This is a genomic window from Anaerobiospirillum succiniciproducens DSM 6400 (assembly GCF_000482845.1).
Classification (GTDB): domain Bacteria; phylum Pseudomonadota; class Gammaproteobacteria; order Enterobacterales; family Succinivibrionaceae; genus Anaerobiospirillum; species Anaerobiospirillum succiniciproducens.
On record NZ_AXWV01000041.1, the window covers coordinates 1 to 14,361 of the forward strand.

Annotated in this window: 10 protein-coding genes; 3 read left to right on the forward strand and 7 right to left on the reverse strand. The window is 43.8% G+C overall.

Annotation, left to right across the window (positions count from 1 at the left end):
* Positions 1-34: 34 nt before the first annotated feature.
* The 5 genes from dut to H524_RS0106835 form a co-directional block, all read right to left on the reverse strand.
* The gene (gene dut, locus H524_RS0106810; RefSeq protein WP_044121693.1) at positions 35-517 is read right to left on the reverse strand and encodes a dUTP diphosphatase; all 483 of its coding nucleotides are present in this window, start codon (positions 515-517) and stop codon (positions 35-37) included.
* Positions 518-761: 244 nt separating this feature from the next.
* Positions 762-2,093, reverse strand: a complete 1,332-nt coding sequence (gene coaBC / locus H524_RS0106815) for a bifunctional phosphopantothenoylcysteine decarboxylase/phosphopantothenate--cysteine ligase CoaBC (RefSeq protein ID WP_027939683.1) — start codon at positions 2,091-2,093, stop codon at positions 762-764.
* 731 nt (positions 2,094-2,824) lie between these two features.
* Positions 2,825-3,610 carry a FluC/FEX family fluoride channel gene (locus tag H524_RS0106825; protein WP_027939684.1) on the reverse strand — a complete coding sequence of 262 codons (786 nt, stop codon included), beginning with the start codon at positions 3,608-3,610 and terminating at the stop codon, positions 2,825-2,827.
* A gap of 12 nt (positions 3,611-3,622) precedes the next feature.
* Positions 3,623-4,315 carry a fluoride efflux transporter FluC gene (locus H524_RS14705; protein ID WP_044121687.1) on the reverse strand — a complete coding sequence of 231 codons (693 nt, stop codon included), beginning with the start codon at positions 4,313-4,315 and terminating at the stop codon, positions 3,623-3,625.
* A 650-nt stretch (positions 4,316-4,965) separates the two neighbouring features.
* Positions 4,966-9,387, reverse strand: coding sequence for a glycoside hydrolase family 2 (locus tag H524_RS0106835; protein WP_027939685.1), 4,422 nt, complete (start codon positions 9,385-9,387; stop codon positions 4,966-4,968).
* Positions 9,388-10,748: 1,361 nt separating this feature from the next.
* Here H524_RS0106835 and rpmB point away from each other — a divergent pair.
* The 3 genes from rpmB (at position 10,749) to mutM (ending at position 12,365) form a co-directional block, all read left to right on the forward strand.
* A complete protein-coding gene (gene rpmB, locus H524_RS0106840) occupies positions 10,749-10,985 on the forward strand; it encodes a 50S ribosomal protein L28 (protein ID WP_027939686.1) in 237 nt (78 codons plus the stop codon).
* 11 nt (positions 10,986-10,996) lie between these two features.
* Complete coding sequence (gene rpmG, locus H524_RS0106845; protein ID WP_027939687.1) at positions 10,997-11,167, forward strand: 50S ribosomal protein L33; 171 nt, start codon at positions 10,997-10,999, stop codon at positions 11,165-11,167.
* Positions 11,168-11,546: 379 nt separating this feature from the next.
* Entirely contained in the window at positions 11,547-12,365 is an 819-nt protein-coding gene (gene mutM / locus H524_RS0106850; protein ID WP_027939688.1) for a bifunctional DNA-formamidopyrimidine glycosylase/DNA-(apurinic or apyrimidinic site) lyase, read from the forward strand.
* 84 nt (positions 12,366-12,449) lie between these two features.
* On the opposite strand, the gene coaD is transcribed toward mutM, so the two are convergent.
* Both coaD and H524_RS0106860 read right to left on the reverse strand, forming a co-directional pair.
* The gene (gene coaD, locus H524_RS0106855; RefSeq protein ID WP_027939689.1) at positions 12,450-12,932 is read right to left on the reverse strand and encodes a pantetheine-phosphate adenylyltransferase; all 483 of its coding nucleotides are present in this window, start codon (positions 12,930-12,932) and stop codon (positions 12,450-12,452) included.
* Between the two features lie 275 nt (positions 12,933-13,207).
* Entirely contained in the window at positions 13,208-14,266 is a 1,059-nt protein-coding gene (locus H524_RS0106860) for a glycosyltransferase family 9 protein (protein ID WP_044121688.1), read from the reverse strand.
* Positions 14,267-14,361 lie beyond the last annotated feature (95 nt).

Genomic DNA, 14,361 nt, shown 5'->3' on the forward strand with positions numbered 1-14,361 from the left:
TACTTGTGGCCAGTAGAACCAAAGCAGCCAGTGCCTACTTGTGGCCAGTAGAACCAAAGCCGCCAGTGCCACGTTCAGAGGCCTCAAACTCATCAACAACAGTGAAACTAGCACGTACGATCGGAACGAATACCATTTGGGCAATACGATCGCCTGGTTTAATGGTAAATGGCTCGCTAGAACGATTCCACAGAGGAACCATTAATGGGCCCTGATAGTCAGCGTCAATCAGGCCTGTTAGATTGCCAAGTACGATACCGTGCTTAAAGCCAAGACCAGAACGAGGGAGAACAGTGGCGCATAAATTAGGATCTTTCATGTAGACCGCTATACCAGTTGGCATCAAGAATGTCTCTTGAGGATTAAGGATCTTATCCTCGCTAATCATGGCACGAAGATCTACACCTGCAGCCATGGAGCTTTCATATTGAGGTAGAGGGAATGTGCCATCTTTAAGGCGCTCGTCTAAGATCTTTAATTCAACTTGAACATTTCGCTTAAAGCCCTCATCAGGCATGGTGTATCTTTGAGTGTCGTTAGCCATGATGCACGTCTCCTCAACGTAGCTGTTGTCCATATTAATGCTATATAGCAGCACACAGATGCTGTTTCATCTAAGTGCTTAGCAAGGCTAAGTATTGTAGCAAAGCACAGGCTTAAGATTGCCTTTTAATGCATATGAAAAAGCCCGACCTAGGCCGGGCTTTTATGTAGTAAGTCTCGAGCATAAGCCTCGATAAGCCTTAGCTCTTATAACTTACTTATTTTTTAGACTTCTTCTCGCTTTCACGTGAGCTCTTGTACTCAGCAAGGATTAACTCCATGAGTAAATCAGCAAGCTTAACCTTGCTCATCTTGCCAAAGCTAGTAACGATGCCTTTCTCATTAAAGACGCTAGCGGCATTGTCGTTGGAGTTAAAGCCAATTTCTGGATCAGAAACATCGTTGAGCACAATGAGATCAAGCTTTTTACGTAAGAGCTTTTCACGTGCATTGTCCTCAAAGTTATCAGTCTCTGCCGCAAAGCCTACAGTGAAAGGACGATCCTCATCTAAATGGCCTACATAGGCGATGATGTCTTCGTTCTTAACTAACTCTAAGGTTAAGAACTCGCCATGATCTTCCTTCTTTAGCTTGGTGTGCATTGGCTCAATGAGACGGTAGTCTGAAACAGCAGCACAGCCAATAAAGATGTTTGCTTGTCCAACTTGTGACTTAACAGCATCAAGCATCTGACTTGCAGAGGTTACATCTACACGCTTAACGTTGTTTGGAGTTGCAAGATGTGTAGGTCCTGAAATTAAGGTTACATCTGCACCCATGGTGGCGGCCATCTGTGCTAAGGCATAGCCCATCTTACCAGAGCTCTTGTTAGTGATAACTCGTGCAGGATCGATGTGCTCTTCAGTAGGACCAGCGGTAATAACGATCTTAATACCTGCGCCGTGAGATTTTGGCAGCAGCTTGGTCTGGGTTAAAGCTGCAGGCTCTTCTGGGCTTGGCAGAGCCTCTGGCTCAAAGCCCTTATATGGAAGAGCAATGTGGTCATTTAACAGTGCGCAAATGTAAGAGAAGATATCCTCTGGATTGCGCATTCTACCCATGCCCTTATCGCCACAGGCAAGCTCACCATCCTCTGGAGCGATGATATATACACCGCGATCTTGCAGAGTCTTAAGGTTTTGCTTGGTGGCAGGGTTGAGCAGCATACGAGTATTCATTGCAGGGGCAATGACGATTGGGCATGCTGAGGCTAATACTGAGGTAGTAAGTGCATTATCAGCCAGGCCACAGGCAAACTTAGCAATAGAGTTGGCAGTGGCAGGTGCTACTACATAAAGGTCTGCGTCATTGGTAATGGCAATATGATCGATGCCCTCAGCGTCTTGGAAAACATCGGTCATTACCTCATGATGGGTTAGAGCTGATAAGGTTGCAGGTCCTACCATCTTAGCGGCTGCTTCGGTCATCACTACGCGAACGTCAGCGCCGTTCTTTACAAGTAAGCGGCACAGCTCGCAGGCTTTGTAGGCTGCAATGCCGCCAGTAATTCCGAGCACTATCTTGCGATTTTGAAGAAGTAATTGGCTCATGAAAATCTCCTTAAAAGCGATCCAGCATTACCGAGCAGGCCTGTTTGATCTCTGTTTGCAGTGATCTACTTTTGTTATGCACTCAGGCGTGTGCGCCGCGCTATTAAAGCATAGGATCAGTTGTTCTATTGTCCTAAACCTCTGGTATTGTGTGCTTTGCCCGGCACTAATCGGTTTAGCTAGATGCAGTCGGATCGGCCTTTAAAATGATCTATACATAATTGGCAATCTGACATAGAGTTGCACTTTCTAAGATCTTAGGTGGTGATCCTTAATCTTATAGATGGTGGCGAAATCTTAAAATTCAAGCACAAAGGGCTAAAAATAGATCAGCTCTTTAGACTTCTTGTTACATCTTAGCAAGTTTGCATCAAGCTTGTAGAGCTATGCACGACAAACATGACTTCTCTTAATTCTAGATTAGTACAGCTCTTTGTAGTGAGTAAAGACAAAGATAAATCTTAGAACGTGAGGCAAGGCATGAATTTGCGGCACTTAGAGCCATTAACAGATAGTTTCTTGCAAGGTTTAGACGACAGATTAGTAGCTTAATGTGTTTGAGATGGTGCGTATTGTATTGATGGGCGGGCGCTTCACAGATCTTATGATCATCATGCAAATGAAAGGCAATATATACATGCCAATGCAAAAGGAAAGGAAAGATGGTGCATGGACCCCATGCTAAAGGAAGGCAAGATGGTGCATGGGGCCGCAAGTATCAAATTAGGCGGTTACTTGCCTTTGCGTAGGGCTTTAGGGGTGATTTCTTCCATGAGCTTGTTGATGTAATCAAGCTGTGGCTTGATAGTCTCAATTCTATGCTCAGGAGAACCAAGATCGCCTTTAGCTACTGCATCTACTAACATGTCTTCAAGTGAGTGCGGATGACATTTGTCTTTGAGCATAGCTTCTTTGTACATTTCAGTAAAAGCTAGCAGCATACGGACGTAGTCATAGGCTTTTTGACGCAGTACATTACGCTTTTCTTCAAAGACACCTGGTAGAGGCTTCTTATCATTGAGGTTAAGACCAGAGGCATACAGCTCATCAGCTAGGGCCTTAATCTCAGCAAAGCGAGGGATGATCATCTTGTACTGCACTAAGAAACGATAGCGGCATAATAAAGACATGCGGCGATGTTTGTGCATGTACTTCTTTAATACAAAAGCGGTAGCAAAGTAGGTTGCAATAGCAAGGATGCTATAGACAACTAAAATGCCGCACAGCATGGCGCTAGCGATGAAGACATTATGCTCGGTGCTAACTAGTGAGTAGACGGCAAGTGGAGTGAAAGTAGAAAGGCCACCTAAGAAGCCAACATTCACAAAAGTATGAAAGAACTTGTGGTCAGCTAGCACACTATAGTTGAACATGGCATAGCACACGCCCATGAGTGCACAAGAGGTTAAATTAGCAATCGAAAATGCGTGAAGCTCAGTGCCATCAATAAGAAAACGGGCTAAACAGCCTAAACCGCCGCCGAAGAATATCAGCATGAAACTAAATGCTTTATCCATATGATCTTCTCCTTACTTAGCAGTGGTTGCTTTGTCAGTTGCTTTAGACTCTAAAGAGCTTTGCTCAGCATCTGTAGTAGTGCTCTTGTCTTTAGCATTTTCAGTGTCACTACCCTTTGTCTCAGAGCTCTTGTCATCAGCATGGGTTACGTCACCTTCCATATTGTGGGAGTGGGAGATGTACTCATCGATGTTGATGTCCTTGTTTTTCAAGAACTCTTCAGCATCGTGCATATGATTGTTATCTAAGATCGATTGCTGCAGCTCCTCAGTACCTTTAACAATCTTCTCTGTAGCCTCAGTTCTTGCAGTATTGTTGTAGTCCATAACCATCTGACCAACGCTCATACCGCCTTGAGCAGAAAGAACACCACTAATGGAGGTGGCGACAAAGTAGACCACTGCCAGGATTATAGACTTGTTGCGATGGCGACGATCAAAGAAGTGATTGATGATGTCGCCAGTAAAGGCTGCTAGCGTGCCAAGACCACCGACCATGCCTATAGATAAAGCTGAGTTGATATCAGTTGGCAGAGTGATGGATATGATAAATCCACCTAAGAATGCAGCGAGGATGTTCACCAACAAAACGGCAAAAGGAAAGAAGAATACTGACGGCAGAGCCAAAATAAAGATCACGGCTCCACGTACTACCGCGCCGATACCACCGAAGGTAAAGACGGTAACAAGAACTTCCCAGGACATTAAAAGCAATCTCCGCTTGTAGAAAATGCAGCTATCTGATGTAGTCGAGCCAAAAGTTGAGCCTTAGTTACGATCAAATCTACTCATCAAGGCAATGATGTCATCGATCTTATGATCTGTAAGTAAGTAGTGCACCAAGGTTTCTGATCTCATAATCGCCTTGTAATAAGTCTCAGTGCAATCTGCTTGTCGATGATCTAGAGCCACAGAGAGTCTTATTCTTGTGATCTATGATCTAGCATAAGAGTAAGTAATAAATGGCGTGATCAAGTTTAAACAAGCGCTGATCTTATGATCAATTGTGCTCATGAGGACTATGTGCAAAAAGGCATGACTAACAGAGCAGTTATTATAACGACATAAGCCCTGTGCCTTAACTTAATCGCATCTAAAAGGTGCATATTTTTAGCGTTAGTCTTATGTAATGTCCTGAAAGATAGGTGCGCACAGATTTTAACTTTAGATGAGTGCGTCAATTAATCCTTCCAAATTTTACGATTATGGCGTGAGCTTCATGGCGTAGCTAACGTGAGCTTGTAGGGTGCATATTAAAAATCAAATCGTTGTGCTCAGAAAAGAAAAAAGCCCCGGTTAAGGGGCTTTAGTCTAGCCTCATTAAGAGGCTATGAAGTGATTAATTTAGCTGTGGTTTAGAGCTTGTTCCACTTAGCGTATAAGGTGGTGTCTTGCACGATAGGCTGATTGAAGTCAAAAGCCTGAGTGAAGTTGTAGTTAAACCAGCCGCCAAAGCTATAGCCTTTCTTAGTTGGCATAACGATCTCGCTCGGATTTAAGAGAGTACCACTACCAATGGTCATGTCTGGTACATCGCTGCCGCCATCAACATTGAAGGTGATGGTGTTCACTGCGCTGACGTAATCCTTGACATTAAAAGTCTTGGTGATGTTCTTTCCTGAGTAGATGCCCTTGAAGACAATAGTTGCACTGCCTTGCTTATGGGCAACGGTGTTGTTGTGGTACTTAACAGTGAAGTCAACGCCATCAACTAAAGTCTTTCCCTCTTTGGTGGTAACAGTTGGTACTGGCTTAGAGGCACCATCAACTAAGTTAGTATCCTCGCCGATAACTACATTAACGTCGCCATTTTGTAGTTTTACCTTGTCGCCCTCACGGACAACATTTAAGGTGTACTCTTGGTAAATACCATCTGCAAAGCCCTTAACTACATAGGAGCCATCGCGGTTATCGATAACACGAATGTTAGTACCAGTGGCACTGATATCTAAGCCATTTGCGCTTGATGGGATGGTAACGTTGTAGCTTCGGACATTCTCATCGAAGTTAGCTAAAGACTCACCGTTAATAGCAATTGACTTAACAGAGTGCTTGGCTGCTTGTACATCGTAGTGAGAGAAAGCCTTGCTATCTACATCGCTCTTAGCACTGATTGGGCTGATGCGATATGAGTAGCTGTAGTCCTCATTTGTAGGAACCTGGTAGCCATCAAGTGGTACGTGACCCATGAATGCAGAATCAGAAACGCCACGCTGCTTGTAGTCAATAGACCAAACTACGCTATCCTTACGCATTGGAACATCGATTGGATGACGGTTGATTGGGTCATTGTAACCCTGATTATTTAACTCCTCAGCGGTGTAAGGCAGAGCTGAAACCTCAAGGTTGCCCTTAGATGAGATTAACAGACCATTGCCTGATGCGTCGGTTAAGCTAGTCCAACGTACATCAGTGTGGTTGCCATTCTCTTGAGGACGAATCATCTTATAGTCGTAGCTCTCAGAGACTTTATTTGCATACTTGCCGATGCGGGCACCGTTTTCTCTATCGACATAAGTGTCGAAAGGTCCACGACCGAAGTAAGCAAAGTTCTGGAACTCATCTGCAATGATGAGACGGGATCCAAACTTACCTAAACCACCTACCTTGGCAAAGTTGCTCTTTGGAGAGAAGTTGTTTAAAACGATGATCTCACCGTTGCCTAAAACCTCGTAGTCTATGGAAATAGCAGCATCAACTGCCATGTTAGCTCCCATGTGCATAACAACGCGGTTAGAGGCTTTGTCAAAGACTACTTGGACGTCCTTTAAGTTTTCAAAAGCACCCGCATTCTGGCTGTCCTTTGACCAGTAAGCGGTGGTGTCGTTGTAGGTTTGTGCGCGGAAGATGCTTTGCTCTGGGCCCTTCATAATGACTTGATCGCCATCGAGCTCATAGCTATCAATAGTACCAGTGGTCTTGTTGAGGACGATCTTGAATGACTGATTAGATTCAGTCTTGCCCTTTAGAGTAACACTGGTATCAGACTCTACAACATCAGTGAAGTCTGGGATAGCCTTGTCATCACGGATGGCAACAGTGCTCTTGTCGTCGAAGGCAAGCTTAAATTGCTCGTGGGCAATTTCATAGCCAGCCTTGGCACCAAAGTTAGTGTCGTGCTTGAACTTAACAGAGAAGTCTAAGAAGTACTCACTGCCTTGTTCGATAGTTTGACCTGCTAACACCTTGGCAAGATTGATGGTTATGTATTGGGCATTAGTGTTGAGAGATTGACCCTGAATACCCTCTAAATTGCTGATGAAAGTGCCGTTTGCCATAGGCTTGGAGCGATCGGCGTTCTTGTAAATAGACCAGGTGATGTCAAAGTTGCTCAGTGGAGTATTTTCATACTCGTTGACCATCTTGATCTTGAGGATATCGTTTAAGGAAACAATGTCGTTATCTAAGTAGAAATTAACCTGCTGATGAACTTTCTTAGCATCCTTAAGCTTAGGGCTTGGGGTGTGATCAGCATAAGCTAAACCATTGCCACAGAAAGCATCGTCATTGAATTTAGTATCGATCCAGTCACCGCCATAGCCCCAGAACTTCTTTGAAGTATCATTCTTGTCTACAGTTAAAATAGACTGATCAATATAGTCCCAAATAAAGCCGCCATTGACGTTGTCACGGCTGCGGATAACATCCCAGTGCTCTTTAGCATTACCGTATGCCTGACCCATGGCGTGGTTGTACTCAGAGTGTACATATGGCTGTACGTTGCGATAGGCATTAACGCTATCTGGGTGTGCATATTGAGTGGAGTGCAGATCTACGATATTGGCTAAACGTGACTTAAGTGACCATGGATCGCCAAGCTGAATCTGATCTTGGTAGGCTGAAGCACGCTCTGACTTTCTAAAACGTGAAGGATCACGTTTTAAGGCGTACATGGATGCAACCCAGAAGCCTGAGTGGCTGTTGTACTTAATCTTTTCGTATTGAGACTCGTTGTTTGAAGACCAAATAACCACAGATGGGTTGTTCTTATAGTGCTCGATCATAGTAGCATTACGATCAAGCAGTGGGGCTACAAACTCTTTGTACTCACCTTTATCGATTGGACCAGTTGGAACGTGAGCACCAGTAAAGGCAGCGCGGTGGCTTTCGATATTGGCATCTATACAGATATAGAGGCCTAACTCATCAGCCAGATCATACATAATGGCGTTATTTGGATAGTGTGAGCTACGGATGGCGTTGAGGTTGTGCTGCTTCATGGTCTGAAGATCTACTAAGTAGTCCTCAAAGCCTACAGCTCTGCCCTTGATAACATCAGTGTCATGGCGGTTTACACCACGGAAGACTAATTGCTTGCCGTTGATCTGCAGCTGCTCTAATGCCTTGTGATCCTTGTTCTTTTCAGACAGGGCAACCTTTCTTAAGTCTCTAAAGCCTACGCGCTCAACAGTAGATTCAATTTCCTTGCCGTCTAGATCCTTAAGTACTAACTCTAAGTAGTACAGATTAGGCGTGTCAGCAAACCACTTATCTGGGTTTACTACGTTCATAGAAACGGTGTTAGTTACACCGCGATCTAAGAGCTTAGCCTTTGGTGAAGTGCCTGCAGCCTTTACTGCAACTACGCTATCTTCAGCCTTGGCTACTTCATTACCATTCTTGTCTAAAAGACGGGCAGATACGATGTAGTCTTTATCCTGTGTATTCTTGAGACCGCGTAAGTTGGTCTCTACAGAGAGCTTAACGTCAGAGTTGAGCAGATCTTTTTGATTGGTAAATTCAGTCTTAACAAAGAAATCACGGATTTCAGCCTCACCTTTGGAGTAGAGGTAGACATCTCGATAAATACCTGACTGACGGATGAAGTCTTGATTCTCAAGCCAGGAGCCGATTGACCAGCGGAATACCTTGATCGCTACGGTGTTCTCACCTTCAGTTAAGTAAGGAGTGATATTGAAGTCGTGAGCGGTATAGCTATCGGTTGAGTAGCCTACAACCTTGCCATTAACGTAAATGTAATAGGCTGACTCAATAGATTGTAAGGAGATGAAAACCTCACGGCCATCCCAGTTCTTATCGAGAGTGAAGCTAGTACGATAGTAGCCAACTGGATTGTAGACAGTTGGTGCGCGAGGGGTGATGTAGTCTTCGTCCTGGAAGTTCATCTCCCATGGGAAGCGAATGTTGGTGTACATAGGCTCGTCGTACTTGAAAGTACCATCGGAGTTTCTGTATGTCTGCCAAGCAGCAGGAACCATTTCTTTAGAAAACTCATTGCCCTTGTAGTCTTTTGCTAACCACTCTTTGTCTTTCTTTTCAGCTTCTTCAGGGGTATGTACTAATGCAAAATCCCATTTAGCACCAGAGAGCTTCTTGTAAAAAGCTGAGGAGCTAGCGTCGACATTATCTAAAACGGTCTTTTGTGCAGCAAATGCCTTAGCAGCGCTCTCATAAGGAATGAACTGGCTCTTTGCACGCTCACGGTTGATACCAACGGTCTCAACATCGTCATACCATTCCTTGCCAGAAATAACGGCATCGGCGCTATCGCCATCATAGCGAACAGTATAGCGATAGTAAGACTCAAAAAGGTCTAAAACTTTATCGTAGGTCTCTTTAGCGCCTAGCTTAGTAGTATTTGGAGAATCGCTTAATACTACGTTCTTGTAGGAGGCGTCAGAGAGTTGTTTATCATTAGCTGCATTTGCATATGAAATGCTAGAGGCGATAAGAGTTCCGGCTAAAGCAGCGGCAAACCATTTTAAGGTGGTCTTAGCATGCACGGATTGGGTGGATTGTTTGTTTGGTTTTTGCATATTGAACCTCATTGCTCCAGGTGGGCAACTAAGTCGTTAACTAGTAACTACGGCCTTTTGCATACTAGCAATATTCTTAAAATATGAAAAAACTTTTCAATTTCAATCTTGAACATAGTCACACAAAAATTCACGAGCTAGAAATTACGTATAATTTTACTATCTATGTGAGTAAACGCCTGATTGTATAGGGCTTTGTCGCTTGGTTGTTTTTAGCGTTCGGGCATGAGTTAAGTGCAATTTTGGTAGAGATTGTTTTCATCTTGGCTATGTGATCTAATCTCATATGTTTTTGCATTCACCAACCATAAGATCCTGCCTCTGATCCTACTTAGATCTGTACGATCTCTGCATATAGACAAAAGTTGCCTGATAGTTTGGCAATTGAAGCGATGATCTATGGGCTATAAGTTTGCGTTGCTTGTGCCGTGATCTTGCTTGTATCGGGCTTTGTGTGTTCAGAGAGCCTAACTTAACAAAGAAAAATGGAAAAAATGTGATTTCCCTTTGATCTTTGAGATCTGATCGTCTATAATCTCGAGGCTAATTTTAGGTACGTATAGATGCCGCTCATGAGAGTTAGGTGTTTAGGGCCTTAAGCTGCTTTTGCAGCTTGTATAGAACAACCGCATGGAAACATCCGACGTAAGTCGAGTGTTGTTCTCACTGTTTTTTAAGTCTCCTGTAACTTATAACGGGTTTAACTTAAAGGCAGAGGTCTAGGCAGCAGTACTAGCAAGGTGCTTGATTAAAGCCAAGCTATTATGCGTTTGCCTATGACAGGATTTCTATAGACCTGCATTGCAGGTTTCTACAGATAAGGCTCAGCATTTGACCATATACCTCATCGTGTTTAGCCGCAGATGTGTTTGTCAAATGTTATCTGTAACTACTCACAAGACTGTGCGCCTCATCAGCTTACAGTCACTATTTATGAGTAGGTAAACACAGCATCTTACTTACCAAGCTGCCTTGAACAAGGTTGGTAAAGCTTGATAATAGAGCTTATAACGCAAGCTTGGGAAAGCGTGCGTAATGGCAAACTGCTCTAGCAGGCCATATACGAAGCGTTTTGTAACGCGATTAAGCGTTATGGATCCACAAGATTCGTCAGCCACCACATCAAAGAGTCAGGGAAGCTCTTTTTTCATTACAAGGTACAAGAGCCAAGTACGCGTGCGTTTGACTTAAAAGCCATCAGCACCGTTACGAGCCTTTAAAGACGCACAGATTGTGTTTTAAGCGATCAATGTGCTGTTTTTATGATAGAATGGCGGCCATTTTGTTGTACCTTTGACATGGTTACAGCTCTTTTTTACGGTGCTGTGACCCGTATAAGTATATTTGGAGTGTGACTAGACATGTCCAGAGTTTGCCAAGTTACGGGCAAGCGCCCGGCAGTGGGCAACCATCGTTCCCACGCTAAGAATGCTGCTAAGCGCCGCTTCCTTCCAAACCTCAAGTATCACCGCTTCTGGGTTGAGAGTGAGAGCCGCTTTGTAAGACTGCGTGTTACCACTAAAGGTATGCGTACTATTGACAAGTTAGGTATTGATGCCGTTCTTGCTGATATGCGCGCTAACGGCGTTAAGATCTAAGGGAGAGTATCATGGCTAAGAAAGGTGGTCGCGAGAAGATCCGTTTAAATTCTTCAGCAGGTACCGGTCATTTCTATACTACTACTAAGAATCGTCGTACTACTCCAGGTAAGATGGAGATCATGAAGTACGATCCAGTAGTACGTAAGCACGTTCTGTACAAGGAAGGCAAGATCAAGTAATTGGTCTTTTACTTTCTGTTACAAGAAGCTCGATGTTCGCATCGGGCTTTTTTTATGCCTGTTTTCCACCAAATCATCAATTTTGCCACGTCGAGCGCAGCAATGAAGCGCCCATGTGGCCTCTTAACATGGCACTAAAGGCCAAGGTTGGCCTTTAATATGGTTTGGAGGCTCCCCATGTTGTTACTTAACATGGCAGGCAAAGGCGTTTACAGATTTTAAGTTCTAAGAGAGCTCATCACCCTTTGGCTTTTGAGTACAAGTGGGTGAAAATTTCTCAATACTAGAGCGATTGTAGTTAAGATAAGCCATAGAGGTTTATCATGTTCGCGCTATCAGACGTATACCTGTCTATTATCGATTTTGACGGAGCTTTAAGATGCCAGAGTTACCAGAGGTTGAGGTTACTAAGCGAGGTATTGAGAAAGTACTGCTTGGTCATACCATTAAGGATGTGTATTACGGCAAACTCAAGATGCGTGAGCCGCTCAGCCCAGATTTAATGAAGCTTTCTGGCGCTAAGGTGACAGATATCCGCCGTCGTGCTAAGTACATTATCATCTTTACTACCAATGGCTCTTTGATCATCCACTTAGGTATGACTGGTCATTTGAGTATTGTGGATACCAATACTGAGCGTAAGCTGCATGACCATTTAGAGCTGATGCTAGATAGTGGCACATCTATACGTCTAAATGATGCTCGTCGTTTTGGTCTAGCTGTATATGTAGATAAAGACTCTGATCCATACGAGTACAAGGGTATTAAGATTTTAGGCCCAGAGCCTTTAGAAGATAGCTTCACTCCTGAGGTGTTACTTGAGAGTCTTAAAAAGCGCAAGCTCGCAATTAAGCAATGCCTGATGAATTCTGCCGTGGTGGTGGGAGTAGGTAATATTTACGCTTGTGAGTCTTTATTCTTAAGCCGTATTGATCCTGAGCGTCCTGCTAACAGCATTACCAAGAAAGAGGCTAAGCTCTTAGTGGAGAATATTAAGACCATCTTAGCTGAGTCCATTAAGAGTGGTGGCACTACCATTCGTGACTTTGAAGGTGCTGACGGAAAGCTAGGTTACTTTGTGCAAAACCTGATGGTCTATGGTCATGAGGGAGAAAAGTGCAAAGTATGCGGCCATGAGATCAAGCGCATAGTACAAGGACAGCGTTCAACCTTCTTCTGTCCTCACTGCCAAAAGTAAGTGCTTGAAAACAGATCATTAGAGCCTAAAACCAAAAGAGCATCCCTTAAGGATGCTCTTTTGGTTTGGATGACAGATCAACACTTACTTGGTGTAAATCTGCTCTTGAATGGCCTTAGCAACATTGTGTGGTACGAAGTGAGAAATATCGCCGCCATGGGTGATGATCTCACGGACTAAGGTTGAAGAGATAAAAGCTAAGTTGCCATTGGTTGGCATCATGACGATCTCGATCTGAGGCATAGCGATACGATACATGCCAGTAAGCTGCATTTCATAGTCATAGTCCGCAACAGTACGAATACCGCGTACTAAGACATTAGCCTTGTTCTCTAAGATGAAGTCAGAGAACATACCGCTAAAGCCTAATACCTCAACATTGTCGAGTTTCTCAGTGCAGCCCTTCATAAGCTCAACACGCTTATTAAGATCAAACAGTGGCTTCTTATTTGGGCTGTCAGCAACGCCTACAATGAGCTTGTCAAACAGCTTTGAGGAGCGCTGAATGATATCAAAGTGTCCCAAGGTGGTAGGGTCAAAGGTTCCTGGAAAAACAGCAATATTCACAGTGCTATCCTCGTTTAAAAGTGTAGGTATTTGTTAAATACCTGATGTTATACAAAAAGCTTTAACTCATCTTGGTGAGTATTAAGCTATTTTCTAGCAAAAGCTAGTGAAATCTTGCCTGCAGGCCGTGCATGAGCGCTGTTATGCAAACTATGCAGGAGTGCAGTTGATGCAAGCTAAGCGTATATGCATGCTGATCGCAGATGCAAGCTAAGCGTATATGCATGCTAATCGCAGATGCAAGCTAAGCGTTGTCGCAAGCACTGCTTGCATGGCTAAATGTGATGCATTTGTAGCGCTTTATCAAAAGATGCTTTGACCATATCCACGCTGATATGCTGCATAGCATGCTCATCACGCACGCGATAACGCCATGGAATGGTATCACCCTTGAGTTCTTTGAGCGCAAGATCTTTATATACAGAGACGTTGAGCTCACTAAAATTCCAAGGACCAACACGCTCATCATTGTGAACGGCGAATAGTCCAATCACAGGAGTGCCAACAGCTTGAGCAAGATGCATGCTGCCAGAGTCTGGAGATAGAACTAATTTAGAGATCTTGAGCATGGCAGCAAGTTCTCTTAAGTTAGTACGACCACACATATTAATGACGTTGTCGCACTTTTGAGCAATGTCTGCGCAAACTTGTTTTTCAAAGTCGTTGCCACCACCAAGCAGCACTACCTGCAGCCCCTTTTCTTGGGCATAGCGAGCCATTTGAGCATAGCCATCAACCGTCCAGTTCTTTTGTGCTTTAGCAGAACATGGGCAGATGGCGAAGATACGCTCGTGATTAACCATGCAGCTAACCTTATCAATTAAGAACGGATCTAATTTGAAGTCCCATATAGGCTTGTCGATAGGTAAGCCGCATTCTTTAGCAAAAGCGATGAATCCAGCTAATACATGAGGATTACTTGGTGATTTGACCTTATGATTGATAAACCAAGAGTGCATCTCGCGTGAGCGCTCTTTATCGTAGCCGTACTTATCTTGGGCCTTAATCATTAAAGAGCACAAAGAAGCCTTAATAGAAGTCTGCATATTCAGCAGCACATCAAATGAGTCTTGCCCAGCTTGAGCTTGCTTTTTGAGATCTTGTTTAAGATCCAAGGCAGCTTTTAAGCCGCGTTCTTTGAAGTTAACTTGTAGCATGGGGATGAGATCTTTGTTTTGCTCATCAGTAAACAAAGGAGCAAAGCGCTTATCAATAACCATGGTGACATCGACATCTGGATATTGATGCTTAATTGCGCCGGCCATGCCAAAGGCATTGATACAGTCTCCAAGAGCGGATAAACGCAGTATGCACACTGACTGTGGCTTTGACATTGGACCTCCGTTTGTGGTGCAAGTTCCTTTTGATTAAGAGTATGCTGACTTTTGCTGATGGCCAAAACATTTTTGCCATTGCTTAGAATACCAAA